Annotated in this window: 23 protein-coding genes, 2 tRNA genes and 1 pseudogene; 13 read left to right on the top strand and 13 right to left on the bottom strand. The window is 73.9% G+C overall.

Annotated features, from left to right (window positions below):
* Positions 1-17: 17 nt before the first annotated feature.
* The gene (locus AC07A6_RS26125) at positions 18-1,085 is read left to right on the top strand and encodes an NAD(P)H-dependent flavin oxidoreductase (RefSeq protein ID WP_478778762.1); all 1,068 of its coding nucleotides are present in this window, start codon (positions 18-20) and stop codon (positions 1,083-1,085) included.
* A 30-nt stretch (positions 1,086-1,115) separates the two neighbouring features.
* Positions 1,116-2,054, top strand: a complete 939-nt coding sequence (locus tag AC07A6_RS26120; RefSeq protein ID WP_478778761.1) for a tyrosine-protein phosphatase — start codon at positions 1,116-1,118, stop codon at positions 2,052-2,054.
* Between the two features lie 86 nt (positions 2,055-2,140).
* Here the strand turns inward: AC07A6_RS26120 and AC07A6_RS26115 are convergent, their stop codons facing one another.
* The 6 genes from AC07A6_RS26115 to AC07A6_RS26090 all read right to left on the bottom strand — a co-directional run bounded on the left by AC07A6_RS26115 (position 2,141) and on the right by AC07A6_RS26090 (position 8,160).
* Entirely contained in the window at positions 2,141-3,826 is a 1,686-nt protein-coding gene (locus AC07A6_RS26115; RefSeq protein WP_478778760.1) for a DEAD/DEAH box helicase, read from the bottom strand.
* A gap of 101 nt (positions 3,827-3,927) precedes the next feature.
* A complete protein-coding gene (locus tag AC07A6_RS26110; RefSeq protein WP_478778759.1) occupies positions 3,928-4,131 on the bottom strand; it encodes a cold-shock protein in 204 nt (67 codons plus the stop codon).
* A 282-nt stretch (positions 4,132-4,413) separates the two neighbouring features.
* Entirely contained in the window at positions 4,414-5,571 is a 1,158-nt protein-coding gene (locus AC07A6_RS26105; RefSeq protein WP_478778758.1) for an acetyl-CoA C-acetyltransferase, read from the bottom strand.
* Positions 5,572-5,590: 19 nt separating this feature from the next.
* Complete coding sequence (locus AC07A6_RS26100; RefSeq protein WP_362469149.1) at positions 5,591-6,208, bottom strand: TetR/AcrR family transcriptional regulator; 618 nt, start codon at positions 6,206-6,208, stop codon at positions 5,591-5,593.
* Positions 6,209-6,223: 15 nt separating this feature from the next.
* On the bottom strand, positions 6,224-7,006 hold the full coding sequence (locus AC07A6_RS26095; RefSeq protein ID WP_386271327.1) for an SDR family oxidoreductase: 783 nt from the start codon (positions 7,004-7,006) through the stop codon (positions 6,224-6,226).
* Complete coding sequence (locus AC07A6_RS26090; RefSeq protein WP_478778757.1) at positions 7,003-8,160, bottom strand: acyl-CoA dehydrogenase family protein; 1,158 nt, start codon at positions 8,158-8,160, stop codon at positions 7,003-7,005. The genes AC07A6_RS26095 and AC07A6_RS26090 overlap by 4 nt, the downstream gene beginning before the upstream one ends.
* Positions 8,161-8,206: 46 nt before the next feature.
* Here AC07A6_RS26090 and AC07A6_RS26085 point away from each other — a divergent pair, with 46 nt between their 5' ends.
* The 3 genes from AC07A6_RS26085 to AC07A6_RS26075 are packed head-to-tail and all read left to right on the top strand — an operon-like array spanning position 8,207 to position 11,213.
* A complete protein-coding gene (locus tag AC07A6_RS26085) occupies positions 8,207-9,091 on the top strand; it encodes an enoyl-CoA hydratase (protein ID WP_478778756.1) in 885 nt (294 codons plus the stop codon).
* Positions 9,088-10,233, top strand: coding sequence for an acyl-CoA dehydrogenase family protein (locus AC07A6_RS26080; RefSeq protein ID WP_362469161.1), 1,146 nt, complete (start codon positions 9,088-9,090; stop codon positions 10,231-10,233). Before AC07A6_RS26085 ends, AC07A6_RS26080 begins: the two co-directional genes overlap by 4 nt.
* Positions 10,233-11,213 carry an acyl-CoA dehydrogenase family protein gene (locus AC07A6_RS26075; RefSeq protein WP_478778755.1) on the top strand — a complete coding sequence of 327 codons (981 nt, stop codon included), beginning with the start codon at positions 10,233-10,235 and terminating at the stop codon, positions 11,211-11,213. The genes AC07A6_RS26080 and AC07A6_RS26075 overlap by 1 nt, the downstream gene beginning before the upstream one ends.
* Before the next feature lie 177 nt (positions 11,214-11,390).
* On the opposite strand, the gene AC07A6_RS26070 is transcribed toward AC07A6_RS26075, so the two are convergent.
* The 3 genes from AC07A6_RS26070 to AC07A6_RS26060 all read right to left on the bottom strand — a co-directional run bounded on the left by AC07A6_RS26070 (position 11,391) and on the right by AC07A6_RS26060 (position 12,281).
* The gene (locus AC07A6_RS26070) at positions 11,391-11,732 is read right to left on the bottom strand and encodes a hypothetical protein (protein ID WP_362469167.1); all 342 of its coding nucleotides are present in this window, start codon (positions 11,730-11,732) and stop codon (positions 11,391-11,393) included.
* Between the two features lie 86 nt (positions 11,733-11,818).
* Positions 11,819-11,892 (bottom strand) — tRNA-Lys (locus tag AC07A6_RS26065).
* A gap of 59 nt (positions 11,893-11,951) precedes the next feature.
* The gene (locus AC07A6_RS26060) at positions 11,952-12,281 is read right to left on the bottom strand and encodes a hypothetical protein (protein ID WP_478778754.1); all 330 of its coding nucleotides are present in this window, start codon (positions 12,279-12,281) and stop codon (positions 11,952-11,954) included.
* Between the two features lie 65 nt (positions 12,282-12,346).
* Here AC07A6_RS26060 and AC07A6_RS26055 point away from each other — a divergent pair.
* Positions 12,347-12,421, top strand: a tRNA-Arg gene (locus AC07A6_RS26055).
* 10 nt (positions 12,422-12,431) lie between these two features.
* Here AC07A6_RS26055 and AC07A6_RS26050 read toward each other — a convergent pair.
* Genes AC07A6_RS26050 through AC07A6_RS26040 form a run of 3 tightly spaced genes read right to left on the bottom strand, consistent with a single transcriptional unit; the run spans position 12,432 to position 15,170 of the window.
* On the bottom strand, positions 12,432-13,322 hold the full coding sequence (locus AC07A6_RS26050) for an alpha/beta hydrolase (RefSeq protein ID WP_478778753.1): 891 nt from the start codon (positions 13,320-13,322) through the stop codon (positions 12,432-12,434).
* Complete coding sequence (locus AC07A6_RS26045) at positions 13,319-14,047, bottom strand: SDR family NAD(P)-dependent oxidoreductase (protein WP_478778752.1); 729 nt, start codon at positions 14,045-14,047, stop codon at positions 13,319-13,321. The genes AC07A6_RS26050 and AC07A6_RS26045 overlap by 4 nt, the downstream gene beginning before the upstream one ends.
* Before the next feature lies 1 nt (position 14,048).
* Complete coding sequence (locus AC07A6_RS26040) at positions 14,049-15,170, bottom strand: LLM class flavin-dependent oxidoreductase (RefSeq protein WP_478778751.1); 1,122 nt, start codon at positions 15,168-15,170, stop codon at positions 14,049-14,051.
* Between the two features lie 101 nt (positions 15,171-15,271).
* On the opposite strand from AC07A6_RS26040, the gene AC07A6_RS26035 reads away from it, so the two are divergent.
* Complete coding sequence (locus tag AC07A6_RS26035; RefSeq protein ID WP_478778750.1) at positions 15,272-15,964, top strand: PadR family transcriptional regulator; 693 nt, start codon at positions 15,272-15,274, stop codon at positions 15,962-15,964.
* 47 nt (positions 15,965-16,011) lie between these two features.
* Here the strand turns inward: AC07A6_RS26035 and AC07A6_RS26030 are convergent.
* Positions 16,012-16,323, bottom strand: a pseudogene (locus AC07A6_RS26030) (flavin reductase family protein); the annotation flags it as partial.
* 302 nt (positions 16,324-16,625) lie between these two features.
* Here AC07A6_RS26030 and AC07A6_RS26025 point away from each other — a divergent pair.
* The 6 genes from AC07A6_RS26025 (at position 16,626) to AC07A6_RS26000 (ending at position 21,683) form a co-directional block, all read left to right on the top strand.
* Entirely contained in the window at positions 16,626-18,200 is a 1,575-nt protein-coding gene (locus AC07A6_RS26025) for a FadD3 family acyl-CoA ligase (protein ID WP_478778749.1), read from the top strand.
* Positions 18,197-19,312 (top strand): acyl-CoA dehydrogenase family protein, encoded by a 1,116-nt coding sequence (locus AC07A6_RS26020; RefSeq protein WP_478778748.1) that lies wholly within the window; start codon positions 18,197-18,199, stop codon positions 19,310-19,312. Before AC07A6_RS26025 ends, AC07A6_RS26020 begins: the two co-directional genes overlap by 4 nt.
* A 15-nt stretch (positions 19,313-19,327) precedes the next feature.
* Positions 19,328-20,056, top strand: coding sequence for a VWA domain-containing protein (locus tag AC07A6_RS26015; RefSeq protein ID WP_362469188.1), 729 nt, complete (start codon positions 19,328-19,330; stop codon positions 20,054-20,056).
* 29 nt (positions 20,057-20,085) lie between these two features.
* Positions 20,086-20,586, top strand: coding sequence for a pyridoxamine 5'-phosphate oxidase family protein (locus AC07A6_RS26010; protein WP_478778747.1), 501 nt, complete (start codon positions 20,086-20,088; stop codon positions 20,584-20,586).
* A 62-nt stretch (positions 20,587-20,648) separates the two neighbouring features.
* Complete coding sequence (locus AC07A6_RS26005; protein ID WP_478778746.1) at positions 20,649-21,059, top strand: hypothetical protein; 411 nt, start codon at positions 20,649-20,651, stop codon at positions 21,057-21,059.
* Between the two features lie 66 nt (positions 21,060-21,125).
* On the top strand, positions 21,126-21,683 hold the full coding sequence (locus tag AC07A6_RS26000) for a GntR family transcriptional regulator (RefSeq protein ID WP_478778745.1): 558 nt from the start codon (positions 21,126-21,128) through the stop codon (positions 21,681-21,683).
* Positions 21,684-21,753 lie beyond the last annotated feature (70 nt).

Genomic DNA, 21,753 nt, shown 5'->3' with positions numbered 1-21,753 from the left:
GGAGCGAGGAGTCGGCGATGGAGACGGCATTCACCAAGCTGGTCGGGGTCCGCCACCCGATCGTGCAGACGGGCATGGGCTGGGTGGCCGGGCCGCGCCTGGTCTCGGCGGCGGCGAACGCGGGGGCACTGGGCGTCCTGGCCTCGGCGACGATGACCGTGGACCAGCTGCGGGCGGCGGTCCAGGAGGTCAGGTCCCGTACGGACGCGCCGTTCGGGGTGAACCTGCGCGCGGACGCCGGGGACGCGTCCGAGCGGGTACGGCTGATCATCGACGAGGGCGTGCGGGTGGCCTCGTTCGCGCTCGCCCCCTCCCGGGAGCTGATCGCCCGGCTCAAGGACGCCGGGGTGGTGGTGATCCCCTCGATCGGGGCGCGCCGGCACGCCGAGAAGGTCGCGGCCTGGGGCGCGGACGCGGTGGTCGTGCAGGGCGGCGAGGGCGGCGGGCACACCGGTGACGTGGCCACGACGGTGCTGCTGCCGCAGGTGGTCGACGCGGTGGACATCCCGGTGATCGCGGCGGGCGGCTTCAGCGACGGACGCGGCCTGGTCGCGGCCCTGGCGTACGGGGCGGCGGGCATCGCGATGGGCACCCGCTTCCTGCTGACCTCCGATTCCACCGTCCCGGACGCGGTGAAGGCCGAGTACCTGAAGGCCACGGTCAAGGACGTCACCGTCACCACGGCCGTCGACGGGCTGCCGCACCGGATGCTGCGCACCGAGCTGGTCACGGCCCTGGAGCGGTCGGGCCGCGCCGGGGCACTGGCGCGGGCGGTCCGGCACGCGGCCGGCTTCCGGAAGCTGTCGGGCCTGTCCTGGGCGCAGATGGTGCGCGACGGTCTGGCGATGAAGCACGGCAAGGACCTGTCCTGGAGCCAGGTCCTGCTGGCGGCGAACACCCCGATGCTCCTGAAGGCGTCCATGGTCGAGGGCCGTACGGACCTCGGCGTCATGGCATCGGGCCAGGTCGCGGGGGTGATCGAGGATCTGCCGTCCTGTGCGGAGCTCGTCTCCCGGGTCATGGCCGAAGCACGACAGGCAATGGAAGCACTGCACTCGCTCCACACCCTGCCACCACCAGGGTGATCCCCCTTCTCCGTTACAGGAGTCGCAAAGATGAGCCGTGCCCGAATCCGCCTGGCGACCGCGGCGGCCGCCGCCGCCCTCGCCGTCGGGACCCTGCCCGCCGCCTCCGCGTACGCGGCACCGGCGGACGCCGCCGCCTCCGCCAGGCACCCGTACCACCGGCCGTACGCGCCGGAGACGATCCGGCAGATCCCCCTCCAGGGCGCGGTCAACGTCCGGGACATCGGCGGCTACCGCACCTACACCGGCGGTCAGGTCCGCCAGGGGCTGGTGTACCGCTCCGACGCACTGAGCAAGCTGACCCCGGCGGACATCACCACCGTCTCGGGTCTGGGCCTCACGAAGGTCGTGGACTTCCGCATCCCGATGGAGCTCCAGTACGACGGCGCCGACCGGCTGCCGGCCGGGCTCTCGGCCACCTCCCGCTCGATCGACGACCTCGGCCTGTACGGCTTCCTGGTCGGCGCGATAGCCACCGGCGACCCCGTGAAGCAGGAGCAGGTGCTCGGCGGCGGGCGGGCCGAGGCGTACATGCGGGACGTCTACCGCAACTTCGTGACCAGCGCCGGGAACCGGGCGCAGCTGGCGACGACGCTGCGGGAGATCGCGGACGGCAAGCAGGGTCCGCTGCTGTACCACTGCACGTCCGGCAAGGACCGTACGGGCTGGCTGAGCTACGTCCTGCTGCGGTCGCTGGCGGTGCCGCAGGAGACGGCGGAGCGGGACTACCTGGCCTCGAACACGTTCCGGGCGGCGTACGACGCCCAGGTGCGGGCGGGTCTGAAGCAGTCGGGGCGGATGCAGGACCCGGACCTGCTGATCCCGCTCCAGGAGGTCCGCCAGGACTACCTGGACGCGGCGACGGCGCAGCTGGAGGCCGACTACGGCGGCTTCTACGGCTACCTCACGGACGGCCTGGGCCTGGACCTGCGGACGCTGGTGAAGCTGCAGAACAAGCTGGTCCGCTAGCCGGGCCGGTCACGGCCGGGAACGCCGGACGCCGGGCCGCGCGCGTACTGCGTGCGGCCCGGCGTCCTCTCGTTCGTGCCGCGGGGTCAGACCGCCCGGCGGCGGCCCTGGCCGGCCGTGCCGACGCGGCTGCGCGCGGAGGCCGCGGCGGCGCCGCCGCCGGAGGCCGAGCCGCCGGAGCGCCGGCCCTGGGCGGGGGCACCGCCGGTGCCCTGGCCGCCGCCCTGGCCGCGGCGGGCCTGGCCCGAGCCGGCGGCGGGGGCCTGCCCGGAGGCGGAGCCGCCGGAGCGCCGGCCGCGACCGCCGCCCGCGGGGGCGGAGCCGGTCGCGGAGCCGCCGCGGGGGCCGCCGGAGCGGCGGCGCGAGGACCCGGAGCCGGAGCCGGAGCCCGAGCCGGTGCGCGGCTTGGGCTGCGGGGGCTGGGGGACCTCCAGCACGACGGGGACGCCGGAGGGCTCGCGGGCGCCGGTGAGCCGGGACAGCTCCTCGTCGGAGGACTTGACCTGCGCGGTGCGCGGGGTGATCCCGGCGTCCGACATCAGGCGGGACATGTCGCGCTTCTGGTCGGGCAGGACCAGGGTGACGACGCTGCCGGACTCGCCGGCGCGGGCGGTGCGGCCGCCGCGGTGCAGGTAGTCCTTGTGGTCGGTCGGCGGGTCCACGTTGACGACGAGGTCGAGGTCGTCGATGTGGATGCCGCGCGCGGCGACGTTGGTGGCGATCAGCGCGGTGACCTCGCCGGTCTTGAACCAGTCGAGGGTGCGGTTGCGCTGCGGCTGGGAGCGGCCGCCGTGCAGGCCGGAGGCGCGGACGCCGTCGGCGAGCAGCCGCTTGACCATGCGGTCGACGCCGCGCTTGGTGTCCACGAACATGATGACCCGGCCGTCGCGGGCGGCTATGCGGGTCGCCACGGCCTTCTTGTCGGTCTCGTCCATGACGTACAGGACGTGGTGCTCCATGGTGCTGACCGCGCCGGCGGACGGATCGACCGAGAAGGCGACCGGGTCGTCCAGGAACATCTTGACGAGCTTGTCGATGTTCTTGTCGAGGGTCGCCGAGAACAGCATGGTCTGGCCGCCGGGCTCGACCTGGTTGAGCAGGGCGGTGACCTGCGGCATGAAGCCCATGTCGGTCATCTGGTCGGCCTCGTCGAGGACGGTGATCGAGACCTGCGAGAGGTCGGCGTCGCCGCGGTCGATGAGGTCCTTGAGGCGGCCGGGGGTGGCGACGAGCACCTCGGCGCCGCGGCGCAGCGCACCGGCCTGCCGGTTGATCGACATGCCGCCGACGACGGTCGCGATGCGCAGGTTGACGGCCGTGGCGTACGGGGCCAGGGAGTCGGTGACCTGCTGGGCCAGCTCGCGGGTCGGTACGAGGACCATGGCGAGCGGCGCCTTGGGCTGGGCGCGGCGGCCGGCGGTGCGGGAGAGCAGGGCCAGGCCGAAGGCGAGGGTCTTGCCGGAGCCGGTGCGGCCGCGGCCGAGCAGGTCGCGGCCGGCGAGCGAGTTCGGCAGGGTGGCGGCCTGGATGGGGAACGGCTCGGTGACGCCCTGGGCGGCGAGGGTCTTCAGCAGCGCCTCGGGCATGTCCATGTCCTCGAACGCGTCGACCGGCGGGAGGGCCGGGACCTGCGGTTCGGGCATGGTGAATTCCTGGGGCCGGGGGGCGGGGGCGGACTTCTGCCGTCCCGCGCCAGCCTTCGGACGTCCCTGGGCCGCACCTCGACCCCGGGTGGGGCGGCGGCTGGGGCGTGCGGAGCTGGAGCTGGTCATGCGGAAAAGCCCTCCTGAAACCGGCAGGTAGAACAAAGGTCGAGACAGCAGACAAGCCGGGGCCCGCACCTCGCGGTGCGGACCCCGGCATGCTGAAGAAATTAGGCGGGGACGATGTTCTCCGCCTGGGGGCCCTTCTGGCCCTGCGTCACGTCGAAGGACACGCGCTGGCCCTCGGTGAGCTCACGGAAGCCGTTCATGGCGATGTTCGAGTAGTGGGCGAAGACGTCCGGGCCGCCGCCGTCCTGCTCGATGAAGCCGAAGCCCTTTTCCGAGTTGAACCACTTCACGGTGCCAAGTGCCATTTGAATCTCCTGAATAGGCGGCAAGGGCCCCATCCGGGAGATTCCGGGAAAAACAATAAAAGCGCCTGCGGAGCAATCCCGTCAGGCGCACATAATGTTCATGGGTACCACAACTGCAACGCCCCGAGGCTAGCACACCCCGGCGGGGCTGCGCTGCGGCCCAGGTCACCTCCTTCACGGCCCCCTCGCGCCGCTCGGCCCCGGGGGGCCTCACGGGCTTCGGCGGCCTGGGCCGGCCTCCGGCCGGCGAGGCCCCGGTTCCCGCCGCGGTTACAGCCGCGGTTACAGCCGCTCGATGATCGTCACGTTGGCCTGTCCGCCGCCCTCGCACATGGTCTGCAGGCCGTAGCGGCCGCCGGTGCGTTCCAGCTCGTGCAGCAGGGTGGTCATCAGCTTCACGCCCGTCGCGCCCAGGGGGTGGCCCAGGGCGATGGCGCCTCCGTTGACGTTGACCCGGTCCGGGTCGGCGCCCGTCTCCTTCAGCCAGGCCAGCACCACCGGCGCGAAGGCCTCGTTGATCTCGACCAGGTCGATCTCGTCCAGGGTCAGCCCGGTCTTCTTCAGGGCGTGCGCGGTCGCCGGGATCGGGGCCGACAGCATGCGGATGGGGTCCTCGCCGCGGACCGACAGGTGGTGGATGCGGGCCCGGGGGGTCAGGCCGTGCTCGGCGACCGCCCGCTCGGAGGCGATGAGCATGGCCGCCGCGCCGTCGGAGACCTGGGAGGAGACGGCCGCCGTGATGGTGCCGCCCTCGACGACCGGCTTGAGGCCGGCCATCTTCTCCAGGGTGGTGTCCCGGCGGGGGCCCTCGTCCACGGTCACGTCCCCGTAGGCGACGGTCTCCCGCGCGAAGCGGCCCTCGTCGATGGCGTGGACCGCCCGCTGGTGGGAGCGCAGGGCGAACTCCTCCATGTCCCGCCGCGAGATCCCCCACTTCTCGGCGATGAGCTGCGCGCCGTGGAACTGGTTGACGGGGGCGTCCCCGTACCGGGCCCGCCAGCCGCTCGATCCCGCGTAGGGGCCCTCGGTGAAGCCCAGCGGCTCGGCGGCCTGCCGGGAGGCGAAGGCGATGGGGATCATCGACATGTTCTGGGTGCCGCCGGCGACCACCAGGTCCTGGGTCCCGGACAGGACGCCCTGCGCCGCGAAGTGCACGGCCTGCTGCGAGGACCCGCACTGCCGGTCGACGGTGACGCCGGGGACCTCCTCGGGCAGGCCGGCGGCCAGCCACGCCGTCCGGGCGATGTCGCCCGCCTGCGGCCCGACGGTGTCCAGGCAGCCGAACACGACGTCCTCCACCGCGGCCGGGTCCACCCCGGACCGCTCGACCAGTGCCTTCAGGACGTGCGCGCCCAGGTCGGCGGGGTGCACGGCGGACAGGCCGCCGCCGCGCCGCCCCACGGGGGTGCGTACGGCGTCGACTATGTAGGCCTCGGGCATGGCGGGCTCCTCAACGGGGTCAGGGGCGTACGGCGATCCCGTCCAGCACCATCGACAGGTACTGGCGGGCGATCTCCTCGGGGCTGTGCTGGCCGCCCGGCCGGTACCAGGACGCCGCGACCCACACCGTGTCGCGGACGAAGCGGTAGGTGAGGCGGATGTCGAGGTCGGCGCGGAAGACCTGGGCGGCGACGCCCCGCTCCAGCGTCCCCAGCCACGCCTTCTCGAACTTGACCTGCGAGTCGGAGAGGTAGTGGAAGCGGGGCTGCGCGGAGAGGGTGCGGGCCTCCTTCTGGTAGATGGCGACGGCCGCTCGGTGCCGGTCGATCTCCCGGAAGGACTCGGTGACGAGGGCCTCGATGGTCTCCCTGGGGCCGAGGCCGGAGGCGAGGACGGTGTCGTACCCCGCCCACAGCTCGTTCAGGAAGGCCGAGAGGATCTCGTCGAGCATCGATTCCTTGGAATCGAAGTGGTAGTAGAGGCTGCCGGCGAGCATCCCGGCGGCGTCGGCGATCTTGCGGACGGTGGTGGCGTTGTAGCCCTGGGCGGCGAAGACCTCGGCGGCGGTGTCGAGGAGTTCCCGGCGGCGCTCCGGCGAGGCGGTCACCTGTGTCTTCTTCGGCTTGTTCGTTGGCACGGGCCCATTCTCGGCCTACGCGTGCTGGCTGCTGACCGACACCGTCTCGCCCGTCATGTACGACGAGTAGCCGCTGGCCAGGAAGACGATGACGTTGGCGATCTCCCAGGGTTCGGCGTACCGGCCGAAGGCCTCGCGGGCCGTCAGTTCGTCCAGCAGCTCCGCGCTGGTGACCTTCACCAGGTGCGGGTGCATGGCCAGGCTGGGGGCGACCGCGTTGACGCGTACGCCGAACTCCGCGGCCTCCAGGGCCGCGCAGCGGGTCAGGGCCATCACCCCGGCCTTGGCGGCGGCGTAGTGGGCCTGGCCGGTCTGGGCGCGCCAGCCGATGACGGAGGCGTTGTTGACGAGGACCCCTCCGCGTCCGGAGGCCTTCAGGGAGCGGAGTGCGGCCCGGGTGCAGCGGAAGGTGCCGTTCAGGGTGACGTCGAGGACGCGGCCCCACTGTTCGTCGGTCATGTCGACGAGGTTCGCGGTGCCGCCGAGGCCGGCGTTGTTGACGACGACGTCGAGGCCGCCGTGGAGTCCGGCGGCGTGCGCGAAGAGGGCCTCCACCTGGTCCCCGGCGGTGACGTCGCAGGGCAGGGAGGCGATGCGGCCGGGCCCGAACTCGGCGGCGAGGGCGTCCTCGGTCTCCTTCAGGCGCCGGGCGTGGGCGTCGCTGATCAGGACGGTGGCGCCCTCCTCCAGGAAGCGGCGGGCGGTGGCGCCGCCGATGCCGGCTCCGGCGGCGGCGGTGATGACGGCGGTGCGGCCTTCGAGGAGCCCGTGGGCCGGGACGTACGCGGGGGCGGTCATGCCCGTACCTCTTTCGGAAGGCCGAGGATCCGCTCGGCGACGATGTTGCGCTGGATCTCGTCGGAGCCCGCGTAGAGGGTGTCCGCGCGGGAGAAGAGGAAGAGCCGCTGCCAGTCGTCGAGTTCGTACGGGTCCCCGTGCGCGCCGGCCGCGGTGAGGGAGGCGGCGCCGCACACGTCCATGGCGAGTTCGCCGAGGTCGCGGTGCCAGCGGGCCCAGTACAGCTTGGCCGTGGAGGGTGCGGTGCCGGGTCGCAGGGCGGTGGCGCGCATGGCCTGGAGGCCGGTCCAGGCGCGGGCGAGACGGTCGGCGATCAGCGGGTCGGCGAGGGCGCCGTTGGCGCGGGCGAGGGCGGCGAGGGCTTCGAGTTCGCGGCGGAAGCCGACCTGCTGGCCGAGGGTGGAGACGCCGCGTTCGTAGCCGAGGGTGGCCATGGCGACGGCCCAGCCGTCGCCGGGGGCTCCGACGACGTGGGCGGCGTCGGTGCGGGCGCCGTCGAAGAAGACCTCGTTGAACTCGGAGGTGCCGGTGAGCTGGGTGATGGGCCGGACCTGGACGCCGGGCTGCTCCATGGGGACGAGGAGGTAGGACAGGCCCGCGTGGCGGCGGGAGCCGGGGGTGGTGCGGGCGAGGACGAAGCACCACTGGGCCTCGTGGGCGAGGGAGGTCCAGGTCTTCTGGCCGTCGACCGTCCACTGCCCGTCGCGGAGGGCGGCGCGGGTGCGGACGCCGGCGAGGTCGGAGCCGGCGTCGGGCTCGCTGTAGCCCTGGCACCACAGCTCCTCCACGGCCCGGACGGGCGGCAGGAAGCGGCGTCTCTGCTCGTCGGTGCCGTGGGCGATGAGGGTCGGGCCGAGGAGCTGCTCGCCGATGTGGTTGACGCGGGCGGGGGCGTCGGCGAGGGCGTACTCCTCGTGGAAGGCGATCTGCTGGGCGGTGCTCGCGCCGCGGCCGCCGTACTCGACGGGCCAGCCGACGCAGGTCCAGCCGTGTTCCGCCATGTGGCGTTCCCAGGCGAGGCGGCCGGCGAAGGCCTCGTGTTCCCGGCCCGGTCCGCCGCGTCCCCTGAGGTCCGCGAACCGTCCGGTGAGGTGGGCGCGGAGCCAGCCGCGGAAGTCGGCCCGGAACTCCTCGACGCTCTCGACGCTGCTCATGGCCGTACGTTAACCTACCAAACACTTGTTAGGGAAGGATGTGCCGATGCCCGCCGCCGACGCCTCTGCCGAAGATGCCGAAGACTCCCCCGCAGACTCCCCCGTCCTCTACGAGGTGCGCGGCCCCGTCGCGTACGTGACCATGAACCGCCCCCGCTACCGCAACGCCCAGAACAGCGCGATGACCTACGCCCTGGACGACGCCTTCTACCGGGCCGCCGGCGACCCCGCCGTGAAGGTGGTCGTCCTGGCCGGGGCCGGCGGGCACTTCTCCGCCGGCCACGACATCGGCACCCCCGGACGCGACGCCCACCTGCCCTTCGAGCGGCGCGCCGGACTGTGGTGGGACCACACCGGACGCCCCGGCGCCGAGTCCCGCTTCGCCCGGGAGTCGGAGGTGTACCTGGGCATGTGCCGGCGCTGGCGGGAGCTGCCCAAGCCGGTGATCGCATCCGTGCAGGGGGCCTGCGTCGCGGGCGGGCTGATGCTGGCCTGGGTGTGCGACCTGATCGTGGCGGGCGAGGACGCCTTCTTCGCGGACCCGGTGGTGCGGATGGGCATCCCCGGCGTCGAGTACTTCGCGCACCCGTGGGCCATGCCCCCGCGCATCGCCCGCGAGTTCCTCTACACCGGCGACCGGATGCCGGCCCGCCGGGCGTACGAGGTGGGCATGGTCAACCGGGTCGTACCGCGGGCGGACCTCGCGCGGGAGACCGACCGGCTGGCGCTGCGGATCGCCGAGATGCCCGGATTCGGCCTGGCCCTGACCAAACGGGCCCTCAACCAGGCCGAGGACCTCCAGGGCCTGCACACCGGCATGGACTCGGTCTTCGGCCTGCACCACCTGGCACACGCCCACAACGCCGAGACGGCGGCGGATTCCCTCGGCGGCATGGACGTGGCCGCCATGAAGGAGGCGAGCACCCCTTGAACCTCGACCACTCCCCCGAGGTGGAGGCCTTCCGGGCCGAGGCCCGCGACTGGCTCCGCTCCCACGTCCCGGCCCGCCCCCTGCCCTCCCTGGAGACCGCGGAGGGCTTCGCCGCGCACCGCGCGTGGGAGGCGCTGCTGCACGCGGACCGCTGGTCGGCGGTGTCCTGGCCCGAGGAGTACGGGGGCCGGGGCGCCGACATCGAGCGCTGGCTGGTCTTCGAGGAGGAGTACTGGGCGGCGGGCGCCCCCGGCCGCGTCTCCCAGAACGGCATCAGCCTCCTCGCCCCCACCCTCTTCGACCACGCCACCCCCGAGCAGCGGGCGCGCGTCCTGCCGCCCATGGCGAGCGGCGAGGTGATCTGGGCGCAGGCCTGGTCGGAACCGGAATCCGGCTCCGACCTGGCCTCGCTCGCCTCGCGGGCGGTGCGCACGGACGGCGGCTGGCTGCTGCACGGGCAGAAGACCTGGTCCTCCCGGGCCGCCTTCGCCGACCGGGCCTTCGGCATCTTCCGCACCGACCCCGGAGCCCCGAAGCCGCACCAGGGGCTGACCTACCTGATGTTCGACCTGCGGGCCCCCGGAGTGACCGTTCGGCCCATCGGCCGCCTCGACGGCAAGCCCGCCTTCGCCGAGCTCTTCCTGGACGGGGTGTTCGTCCCCGACGAGGACGTGATCGGCGAGCCGGGACAGGGCTGGCGGATCGCGATGTCGACCACCGGCAACGAGCGGGGCCTGACCCTGCGCTCCCCCGGCCGGTTCCTGGCCGCCGCCGACCGGCTGACCCGGCTGTGGCACGCGCAGGGCGACCCCGCCGACACCGCGCTGCGCGACCGGGTCGCGGACGCCGTGGTCGGCGCCCGCGCCTACGAACTGTTCACCTGGACGGGCGCCTCCCGCTTCGCGGAGGGGGAGCGGATCGGCGCCGAGTCCAGCCTGAACAAGGTGTTCTGGTCCCAGTACGACATCGCCCTGCACGAGACGGCCCTGGACCTGCTCGGCGCGGACGCGGAACTGGCGTCCGGTGCCTGGGCGGAGCCGTGGCTCTTCTCCCTCGCCGGGCCGATCTACGCGGGCACCAACGAGATCCAGCGCGACATCATCGCCGAGCGGCTGCTCGGCCTCCCGAAGGGCCGCCGCTGATGCGCTTCCTGCCGACCGAGGAACAGTCCGACTACGCCCGTACTCTGCGCTCCCTGCTGGGCGCGGCCGCGGTCCCGGCGGCCGTACGGGCCTGGGCGGCCGGGGAGCACGGGCCCGGGCGGGCACTGTGGTCCTCGCTCGCCGGGACGGGCCTGTTCGCGCTGGCCGTGCCGGAGGCGTACGACGGGGTGGGCCCGCTGCCGGTGGAGCTGGCGCTCGGCTTCGTCGAGCTGGGGCGGGCGGGGGTGCCGGGCCCGGCGGTGGAGACCGCGGCGGCCGCGGTGCTCCTCGCCGAGCTGGGCGACGAGGCCCTGTCGAAGCGCTTCCTGCCGGGCCTCGCCTCGGGCGGGACCTCGGCGACCCTGACCCTGCCGGGCGGCTCCCCGTACGCCCTGGACGCGGACGCGGTGACGCACCGCTTCACGGTGACGGAGCCCGGCGAGCTGCGGCTGACCACCGGCCCCGGGGAACCGCTGTCCTCGACGGACCCGGCGAGGCGCCTGTACCGGCCTCCCGCGGGCGGGGAACTGCTGGCGGCGGGCCCGGCGGTGACCGCGGCGGCGGGGACGGCCCTGCGCTGGGCGCGGCTGCTGACGGCGGCGCAGTGCCTGGGCGTGGGCGAGGCCCTGCTGGCACGGACGGTGGAGTACGCGAAGCAGCGCACCCAGTTCGGGACCCCGATCGGCGGCTTCCAGGCGGTCAAGCACCGGCTGGCGGACACCCTGCTGGCCCTGGAGTTCGCCCGGCCGCTGCTGTGGGCATCGGCGCTGTCCCTGTCCCGCCGGGACGTGGCGGCGGCGAAGCTGACCGCGGGCGAGGCGGCGTACGCGGCCGCGCTCACCGCCCTCCAGCTGCACGGCGCGGTCGGCTACACGGAGGAACTGGACCTCTCCCTGTGGCTGCGCAAGGCCCGCCCGCTGCGCGACGCGTGGGGCGGGCCGTCACAGTGCCGGGCGGAGGTGGTGGCGGGTTGCGTATAGCCCCGCCGGCGTTTGAGGCGCGGGGGTCTGGGGGCGGAGCCCCCAGGGGGTCCGGGGCGCAGCCCGGGGAACGGTGGAAGGGCGGGTAGGGGACCGCTCCGCGCAGCGGCACCCCAGCACCCGCACCCGCACCCGCACCCGCACCCGACACCGGAACCACCCCCACCCCCGGAGGGCTCAGCGGAACTCCCGGACCACCTCGATGCGCCCCACGATGTGCGCGTTGAACTCGGGGAGTTCCTCGGCCGGCACCCACAGCTCCAGGATCGTCTCGCCGCCCGCCCGCTGGACGGGGTACCGCTCCAGGAACGCCGAGTCGACCTCGAAGCGGGTCACGAAGCCGGCACCGTCGTGCTTGACGTTCCAGTCGCGGGCGATCCGGACCGCGTAGTCCTCGTTGAGCACCGGATAGAAGATCGGCTGCTCCGGCAGCCGCGGCGGCCAGGCACGCCAGTCGAGGGCGCGCACCAGTTCGAGCTCGACGGGGCCGGTGGGACGCCAGAGGGTGGTGGTGGACATGTCCGCGACCCTAGACGAGCGGCCGCCCGGGCGGAAACGACTTCGGGCGGCTCCCGGTGTGAACCGGAAACCGCCCGAAGGAGAGGTGCGCCGCCAGGGACTCGAACCCCGGACCCGCTGATTAAGAGTCAGCTGCTCTAACCAACTGAGCTAGCGGCGCCTCGACAGGAAAAATACCCGGTCCGGCGGGCTCTTCCAAATCGCCCCCGGCCGCCGCCCCTACCGCCGCCCCCGCCGGCGCCGCCGCCCCCGCAGGGACAGCCGCATCAGCACCGCCGTCTGGAACAGCAGCAGCGCCCCGAGCCCCACCGCGGCCGGCAGGCCGCGCCCCTCCCAGGCCACGGCCCCCAGCCGGGCGGCCCCGACCGCGGTCAGGGCAACCAGGAGGCGGCCCCCGAGCTCCGCCTCGGTCCCGTGCGGTACGGCCGAGCCGGCCACGAACACCGCCAGCAGCACGGGGATCCAGGGCGTCCCGGGGTCGCGCAGCAGCGCGGCGGCTCCGGCTTCCACGGCCAGGAGCAGCAGGACGCGCAGCAGGAAGGCGGGCATGAACACATCATGCCGGGGATATCCCGGCGCGGACCCCGCCGGGCGTCACCTAAGATCCATCCCAAGCGGGGTCGTGGTACAGAGGTCGTTGCACCCCCTTGCGAAGGGGAGGACGCCGGTTCGAATCCGGCCGCCCCGCCCCTCACCCCCTCACGGCGTCGCCGCCAGCCAGGCCGCCGCTCCCGCCACCGCCGCCCGCGCGGCCGGCAGGGGCAGTCCCAGGAAGCCGTGGAAGACCCCCGGGTAGAGCCTCACCTCGCAGTCCACCCCCGCCGCCACCAGGCGGCGCGCGTACGCGAGCCCCTCGTCCCGCAGCAGGTCACAGTCCGCGAGGAGGACCAGAGTGCGCGGCAGGCCGGCCAGGTCGGGGGCCCGCAGCGGGGAGACGTGCGGGTGGGCGGGGTCGCCGCCGTACTGGTCCCAGTACCAGGCCATGTGCGCGGCGGTGTGGAAGTAGCCCCGCCCGTACGCCGCCACCGACTCGGAGCCCATCGAGGCGTCCAGCGGCGGGTAGGCCAGCAGTTGCCCGGCGACCAGGCCGGGGGCCCGCAGCGCGGTGACGGCCGCCAGGTTGCCCCCGCTGGAGTCCCCCGCCACCACCACCCGGCCCGGGTCGCAGCCCAGCCGCTGCGCCTCGGCCCGCGCCCACAGCAGTACGGCCAGGGCGTCGTCGGCCGCCGCCGGCCAGGGGTGTTCCGGGGCGAGCCGGTAGCCGGCGGAGACGACCACCGCCCCGGAGGCCGAGGCCAGGGTGCGGCACAGGGCGTCGTGGGTGTCCGGGCCGCACATCACCCACCCGCCGCCGTGGAGGTACACCGCCAGCGGCCGGCCCGCCGCCCCGGGCGCGGGGTCGTAGACCCGCACCGGCACCCCGCCCGCGGTGGTGTCGTACACCGAGGCAACCTCCGGCCCCGCCGGGCGGGCCGGGGCACCGGCGGCCACCGCGGCCCGCAGGGCGGTCACGTCCCCGGGGCCCGGGAAGCCGGCGGCCATCGCGTCGCACAGCCGCCGCGCGGCCGGCGACAGCTCGTCCCGGCTCATCGCGCCGTCATCCCACCGTCGACCGCGAACTCGGCGCCGGTGATGTACGAGGACGCGTCCGAGCAGAGGAAGAGCACCAGTTCCCCGACCTCCTCGGGCCGGCCCATCCGCCCCAGCGGCAGGTGCGACCAGTCCCGGCCGGCGACGGCAGCGGCCACCATCGGGGTGTCTATGGCCCCCGGGTGCACCGAGTTGACCCGGATCCCGTCCGGGGCCAGGTCCAGTGCCGCCGACCGGGTCAGCCCGCGCAGCCCGGACTTGGCGGACCCGTAGGCCGCGTGGCCGGGGATGCCGACCAGCCCGGCGGTGGAGGAGACGTTGACGACGGAGCCGCCCCCGCCGGCGCGCAGCACCGGGGCCAGTGCCCGGATCCCGAGGAAGGGGCCGAGCAGGTTGACCCGCAGCAGTTCCTCGAAGCCCTCGGGGCTCTGCTCCTCGACGTGCGCGGTGCGCCACAGGGCGGCGTTGTTGACCAGCGCGGAGACCGTCCCGAAGGCGGCCACCGCCTCGCGCACGACCCCGGCCCAGCTGTCGGCGTCGGCCACGTCGTGGCGTACGTACAGGCCCTGGCCGCCCAGTGCGTCGGCGACCGCCCGGCCCTCCTCCTCGCGGAGGTCGGTGACGACGACCCGCGCGCCGGCCTCGGCGCACAGCCGGGCCTCGGCGGCGCCCTGGCCGCGTGCGGCGCCGGTGATGACGACGACCTTGCCCTCCAGCGACACCATCTCAGGCCTCCAGGGCGCGGAAGTGCGGGATGACCTTCTCGCCCCACTGCCGGATGGTCTCCAGGCAGGCCTCCTGGGGGACGGTGCCCATCTGGATCAGGCACATCACCTCGTCGACGCCGATCTCGCGGAGCTGCTCCACGTAGGCGATGGCCGTCTCGGCGCTGCCGTACGCGTGCTCCGCGTTGTAGGTGCCGGTGTCGACGGGGCGGGCGGGGATGTGCGCCTCGTGCAGTTTGGCGACGAGGTCGGCGCGGCCGCGCGCGAGGGCGGCGGTGTGGTCCTCGTCCTCGGCGTGGGCGGTCGGCGCGGGCCCGTTGCCGTACCAGTGGGCGATGGACTCGGCGAAGAAGCGCTGGCCCCGGGTGCCGAGCCGCAGGGCCCGTTCGGCGTCGTCGAGGACGATGGTGGGGCAGAGGGCGGAGAGGTGGTCGTTGACGGTGGCGGAGACGAGGCGTTCGCCGCTGCGGGTGGCGATGGCCTCGTCGTAGACCTTGCGCATGGCGCGGACGTCGTCGGCGCCGGCGAAGCCCATCACGAGGGCTCCGATGCCGAGTTCGGCGGCGAGCTTGAGGGTGTCGTGCTTGGAGCAGGCCATGAACAGCGGCGGGTGCGGGTCCTGCACGGGGCGCGGCAGGACCGCTCCGGGGCCGATGTCGATGGAGCCGTGCCATTCGAAGACGGGCTCCTTCCAGGCGGAGGCGAAGATCCGCAGCGCCTCCTCCATCTGCGGGTAGGTGTCCTCGGGGCGCACCCCGTACATGGACATCTCCTGGCGGGTGGCGCCGCGTCCGGCGCCGATGTCGACGCGGCCGCCGCTGAGCACGTCGAGCATGGCGGCGCGCTCGGCGACGCGGACGGGGTGCTGGTAGCCGAAGGGCATGGTGACCACGCCGTGGCCGATGCGGATGGTGCTGGTGCGGGCGGCGACCCAGGTCAGGAAGATCTCGGAGGCGCTCATGTGCGCGTACTGGGTCAGGGAGTGGTGTTCCACGGCCCAGATCCGGTCGAAGCCCATCTCCTCGGCGAGGACGGCCTGTTCGACGCAGTCGTGGATGACCTGGCGTTCGCGTTCGGGGGTGGGGTCGACGAGCTGGGCCTCGAAGATCATCGAGAACTTCACGTGGGGTCCCTCCAGCCGGAGTTATTTCTAATAGGAATACTTCTAGCAGGCATACCCCACAGGGGGAAGGGTGCCGCGGGACCGGTCGTAGACTGCGCTGCGTGGCAGACGAGACGGCCGAGACGGCAGACGAGACGTCGGCGGGGACGAACCCGCGCACCCTCCCCGCGACCAGCTGGGCTGTCCTCGGGCTGCTCTCCTTCGGCGAGGAACTCTCCGGCTACGACCTGAAGAAGTGGTCGGACTGGTCGCTGCGCTTCTTCTACTGGAGCCCGTCCTTCAGCCAGATCTACAGCGAGCTCAAGCGGCTGGAGAAGGCCGGCTACGCCTCCTCGCGGATGGTCGCCCAGGACACCGGCACCCGCGACAAGCGCGTGTACCGGATCACCGGCGCGGGCATGGCCGCCGTACGGACCTGGGCGCGCGAGGCGCCGGTCGACCCGCCGGTGCTCAAGCACGGGCCGATGCTGCGGCTGTGGCTGGGCCACCTGCTGGAGCCGGAGCAGATGCGCGAAGTCCTGAACGGGCACCAGGAGTTCGCGGAGAACATGCGCCGCCGCGCCGAGGCCGACGTCGAGGGCGCCAAGGACGAGGCGGCCTGGGCGTACCCCACCCTGACCCTCAAGTGGGCCGAGCGGTACTACGCCTCCGAGCGCGACCTGGCGGCCGCGATGCTGGAGGACATCGACGCCCTGGAGGCGGCCCGCGCCGCCCAGGCGTCCCCGGAGAAGTCCGCCGAGGAGTCCGAGAGGTCCGCCGAGGGGTCCCCGGAGGGGTCCGCCAACCGCCCGTAGGAGCGGCGGAAGTAGAGCAGCGGCGCCCCCTCCCGGTGCGCCGCGAGGGCGGTGACGCGGCCGAGGGCGATGGCGTGGTCACCGCCGTCCAGCACGTCCTCCAGTACGCACTCCACGGTGGCGAGCGCCCCGTCGAGCAGGGGCGCGCCGCCCGCGCCCGGGCGCCAGGCCACCCCGGCGAACTTGTCCCCGCCGGTGACGGCGAAGCGGCGGCACAGCTCCTCCTGGTCCACCGCCAGGACGTTGACGGCGAAGGCCCCGGCGGCCCGGATCCGCGACCAGGTCGCCGAGGTGCGGGCCGGGCAGAAGCAGACCAGCGGCGGGTCGAGGGAGACGGACGAGAAGGACTGCACGGCCATTCCGGCGGGACGGCCGTCGCCGCCGCACGCCGTGACGACGGCGACGCCGGTGCAGAAGCCGGCCAGGACCGCCTTCATGTCGGCGGGGGTGGGGGTGATGAGGGTCGACACGGTGACCTCCCGGGCAGGACTGCGCTCCTGCCGATTCGATGCGGAGTCGTTCCCGCTGAACGAGTTGATCGAGTTGATCGGGTTGATCGGGTTATTCCTACTAGGTATATGCCTAACCGAAACAGCTGTGATTGGATACCGCCCACGCTCGCTCGTCAAGTACTCACGTCACGACAAGCAGGGAGGGTCCGTTGCCACCACCACCGCCCACCACCCTCGCCCGGCTCCCCGGGTACGCGGCCGCCGCGTACGGGGACCTGGAGGCCCTCGCCGACGGTGAGGTCCGCTGGACCTTCGCCCGGCTCGCCGAGGAGATCGCCGCCGCCGGACGCGCCGCCATCGCCCACGGCATCCGCCCCGGCGACCGGATCGCCGTCTGGGCCCCCAACAGCCGCCGGTGGATCGCCGCCGCCCTCGGCGCGGTCGGCGTCGGCGCCGTCCTCGTCCCGGTCAACACCCGCTACAAGCCCGCCGAGGCCGCCGACGTCATCCGCCGCAGCGGCGCCCGCGTCCTGTTCACCGAACGCGGCTTCCTCGGCACCGACTACGCCCGCGACCTGCACGCCTCCGGCGAGGACCTCGGGGCCCTCGCCTCCACCGTCGTCCTGCGCGGCGGCCACGGCCCCGAGACCTGGGAGGCGTACCTCGCCGCCGGCCGTGCCGTCCCCGAGACCGAACGGGCCGCCCGCGCCGCCCGGGTGCGCCCCGAGGACGTCTGCGACGTCCTCTACACCTCCGGCACCACCGGCCGCTCCAAGGGCGTCACCGCCACCCACGGGCAGACCCTGCGGCTCTACACCTCCTGGTCGGAACTCGTCACCCTGCGCCCCGGCGACCGGTACCTGCTGGTCAACCCCTTCTTCCACACCTTCGGCTACAAGGCCGGGGTACTCGCCTGCCTGCTGCGCGGGGTCACCATGCTCCCCGAGGCCCGCTACGACACCGACCGCATCCTCGCCCGCATGGCCGCCGAACGCGTCACCTGCCTGATGGGCCCGCCGACCGTCTTCCACGGCCTGATCCACCACCCCCGACGCGCCGCCCACGACCTCTGCGCGCTGCGGCTGGCCGGCACCGGCGCGGCCCGCGTCCCCGCCTCCCTCGTCGAGGAGATCCGCACAGCACTGGGCGCCCCCGACGTGTTCACCGCGTACGGACTGACCGAGTCCGGCGGGGTCGTCTCCGTCTGCCCCACCGACGCCGACGCCGACACCGTCGCCCGCACCGTCGGCCCGCCCCTCCCCGGCACCGAGGTCCGCGTCACCGGCCCGCTCGGGCAGGTCCTGCCCGCCGGGGAGCCCGGCGAGATCCAGGTCCGCGGCTACCACGTCACCCCCGGCTACCTGGACGACCCGGCGGCCACCGCCGAGGCCGTCCTGCCCGGCGGCTGGCTGCGCACCGGCGACATCGGGGTGCTGGACGAGCGGGGCTACCTCCGCGTCACCGACCGGCTGAAGGACATGTACGTGGTCGGCGGCTTCAACGCCTACCCGGCCGAAGTGGAGAACGTCCTGCTCACCCACCCCGCCGTCGTCGACGCGGCCGTGGTCGGCGTCCCCGACGAACGGCTCGGCGAGGTCGGCGCCGCCTACCTCGTCACCACCGCCCCCGTCACCACGGAGGAACTCACCGCCTGGGCCCGGGAGCGGCTGGCCAACTTCAAGGTGCCCCGGCGGTTCACGGTGCTGGACGAGCTCCCGCGCAACGCGGGCGGCAAGCTCCTGAAGACCGAGCTGCGCCGCGCGGCCCGAGGGGAGCCGGCATGACCGTCCCGGAAACCGCCCCGCCGGCCGCCCTGGCCCCCACCCCCGAGCAGGAGGAACTCCGCGACGCCGTACGGGCGGTCCTCGCCCGGCACCCCGGGCACGAGGCCTGGGCCCCGCTGACGGCGCAGGTCGGCGCGGCCGCGCTGGCGGTGCCCGAGGAGTACGGCGGGCTGGGCTGCGGGCCCGCCGAGACCGGGGTGGTCATGGCGGAGCTGGGCCGCGCGCTGAGCCCCGTACCGTACCTGGGGTCGGCGGTGCTGACCGTGCACGCCCTGCTCGCGTCGGGGCACCGGGAGGCCTGCGCGGAGCACCTGCCGGGGCTGGCCGACGGGAGCGTGGTCGGCGCGCTGGCCTGGGCGGAAGCCGGGCCGGGCGGGCGCGGCAGCTGGGAGCCGGGCGACCTGGAGACCCGGGCCGAGGCCGCCACGGACACCGGCACCGGCACCGGCCGGCTGCTCACGGGCGCCAAGCGGTACGTCCTGGCCGGCCCGGCGGAACCCGCCCTGCTGCTGGCCTTCGCCCGGACCGGGGACGGCGGCCTCGGCCTCTACGAACTCACCGCCCCGCCCGCGGCCTTCACCGTACGGGCCACCATGGACCCCTCCCGCCCCCTCGCGGAGCTGACCCTGGACCGCACCCCGGCCCGGCTGCTGTCCGCCGACGGGGCCGGGGTCCTCGCCCGGGTCCAGGACCTGGCCTGCACCGCCCTGGCCGCCGAACAGGCGGGCGCGGCGGGGCGCGCCCTGGAGGCGACGGTCCGGTACGCGAAGGAACGCACCCAGTTCGGGCGGCCCATCGGCTCCTTCCAGGCCGTCAAACACCGGCTCGCCGACCTGTACACCGCCGTCGAGGCCGCCCGGGGCCTCGCCCTCGCGGCGGCCGCGGCCGACGCCCCGCCGGACCTGGCGGCGGCCGCCGCGGCCGCCTGCTCGGAGGCGTACGCGTACGTCGCGGGCGAGATGATCCAGCTCCACGGCGGCATCGGCGTCACCTGGGAGCACGAGGCGCACACCTTCTTCAAACGGGCCCACGGCTCGGCACAGCTCCTCGGCGGCCCCACCGCCCACCGCCGCCGCCTGTCCGCGCACCTGGGCTGGGCACCCTCGTCCTGACATACCCTCGGCTGCATGACGGGCAGCGCGATCAACCTCCGCAAGGTCGAAGAGACGGCCCCGGCGCTCGTGAACCTCTACAAGAGCGCCGGGGTCTCCCTCCGCAAGCACGGCCTGGAGGGCGGCCGCGCCTGCGTCTACCTGGTCCTGGACTACTCCGGGTCCATGCGGCCGTACTACGACGACGGCAGCGTGCAGGCCTTCGCCGACCGCATCCTCGGCCTCTCGGCGCACCTCGACACCGACGGCCGGATCCCGGTGGTGTTCTTCTCCACGGACGTCGACGCGGTCGAGGAGGTGACCCTGGCGAACCACGAGGGCCAGGTGACGGCGATAGCGGCCCGTCTCGGCCACATGGGCAAGACCTCCTACCACCTGGCGATGGACGCGGTCATCGACCACTACCTCGACTCGGGCTCCGCCGATCCGGCCCTGGTCGTCTTCCAGACGGACGGCGGCCCGGTCAACAAGCTCGCCGCCGAGCGCTACCTCTGCAAGGCGGCCCGCCTCCCCCTCTTCTGGCAGTTCGTCGGCTTCGGCAACACCCGCAGCAGCCAGTTCGACTTCCTGCGCCGCCTCGACGAACTGCCCGTGCCCGGCAAGCGGGTCGTGGACAACGCGGGCTACTTCCACGCCGGCGCCGAACCGCGCGCGGTCCCGGACTCCGAGCTGTACGACCGGCTCGTCGCGGAGTTCCCCGCCTGGCTGACGGCGGCACGCGCGGCGGGCGTAGTGCGCGCCTGACGGCCCGCCGTCGGTGCTTTCATAACGCCATGACGACGAACAACTGGGCAGCGTTCGAGAAGGCGGAACCGGAGTTCGCGGCGGCCGTACGGGCCCGCTTCGCGCGGTACCCGCACCACGTCCTCGCCACCCTGCGCAAGGACGGCTCGCCCCGGGTCGCCGGACTCAACGTCGACTTCCGCGGCGGGGAACTGTGGCTCGGCATGATGGCGGGCTCGATGAAGGCCCGCGACCTCCAGCGCGACCCCCGCTTCGCCCTGCACACCAACCCGGGCGAGGGCATGGCGATGCCCGACGGGGACGTACGGATCTCCGGGCGCGCGCTGGAGATGGTGGACCCGCCCGAACTGCACCGGTACGCGGAGGAGACCGACACCCCGCACCCCTTCCACCTCTTCCACGCCGACCTGACCGAGGTCGTCCAGACCACAGTGGACGGCGACGAACTGGTCATCCGCACCTGGACCCCGCCCCGAGGCCTCCACACCCTCCGCCGCGGCAACGACGACGAACCCCCGCGCGAGGGCTGAAGCGTTGTCAGTGGCGCCCCCTACGGTGGAAAAACCGACACCCGGTACCCGAGGGGGAAGACATGGCACGCAAGGCACTCGCACTCGCGGCACTCACCGCGGCACTGACCCTGTTCACCGGAACGGCCCAGGCCGCCGCATCGGACGAACTGATCGGCTACCCGGGCCCGGACGGCGTGATCTGGGTCCCGGAGATCACCGGCTCCAGCGGCTTCGTCTCGGGCGGCCTCAACGCCCACCTGGACACGTACACCACCTTCGCCTGCGAGGGCGACGGCAGCATCGAGGTGACCTTCGTCCTCGACGAACACCCGGACCGCAACCCGGCCCCCTTCACCCTGACCTGCGCCCCGGACTCCCCGACCCGCACCACCGTCCCCCTGGGCCCGGGCCTGCACGGCGGCTTCGGCGCCACGGTGACGGCCTCGTCCCCGTCGATACGCTGGGGCGCGACGGTGGTCCAGCCGGAGTAGCCGGGCCGCCGCGCGGGTACCGTGGCGCCGGCGGGCGGGCGAGATGGGCGGACGGATGGAGGCGGCGTGACCGGTGAGCGGTGGACCAGCGCGTCGTTGCCGTACCTGACCCCGCGCGACACGGGTACCTCCGACGCGTGGACCGAACAGGCCCGACTGGCCGGCCGGCACGGCGGCCAGCGCATCGTCCACGCCGGACAGGCCGCAGTGCCGCCCGAGGTCGCCCGCATGCTCGGCCTGGCCGAGGGGAGCACCGCCGTCGTGCGGCGCCGGGTCATCGAGCTCGACGGCGATCCGGTCGAACTGACGGACACCTACTACCCGGCGGACATCGCCGCGGGCACCGCTCTGGCCGGCACTGCGAAGATCCGCGGCGGTGCCGTGACGCTGCTGGCCTCCCTGGGGCACGTCGGCGTCCGGGTCGTCGAGGACGTGACGGCCCGTATGCCGAGCCCCGAGGAGCGCCGGCAGTTGCGCCTCGGGCGGGACGAGCCGGTGCTCCAACTGGCCCGCACCACCTACGACTCGGCGGGCCGCCCGATCCAGGCGGACGTGATGGCCATGCCCGCCGCCCGCCAGCAGCTGCGGTACGAGATCGGCCTCGAAGGCCGGCAGCCCTCCTGAACGGGGCCCCGAACGCCACCGCGCCCGCCATCCCTGGTCGGGGACATGGCGGGCGCGGGTCGGAGTTCCG

The organism is Streptomyces sp. NPDC044002 (genome assembly GCF_056434525.1).
This window is presented reverse-complemented; position numbering and strand designations above follow the sequence as displayed.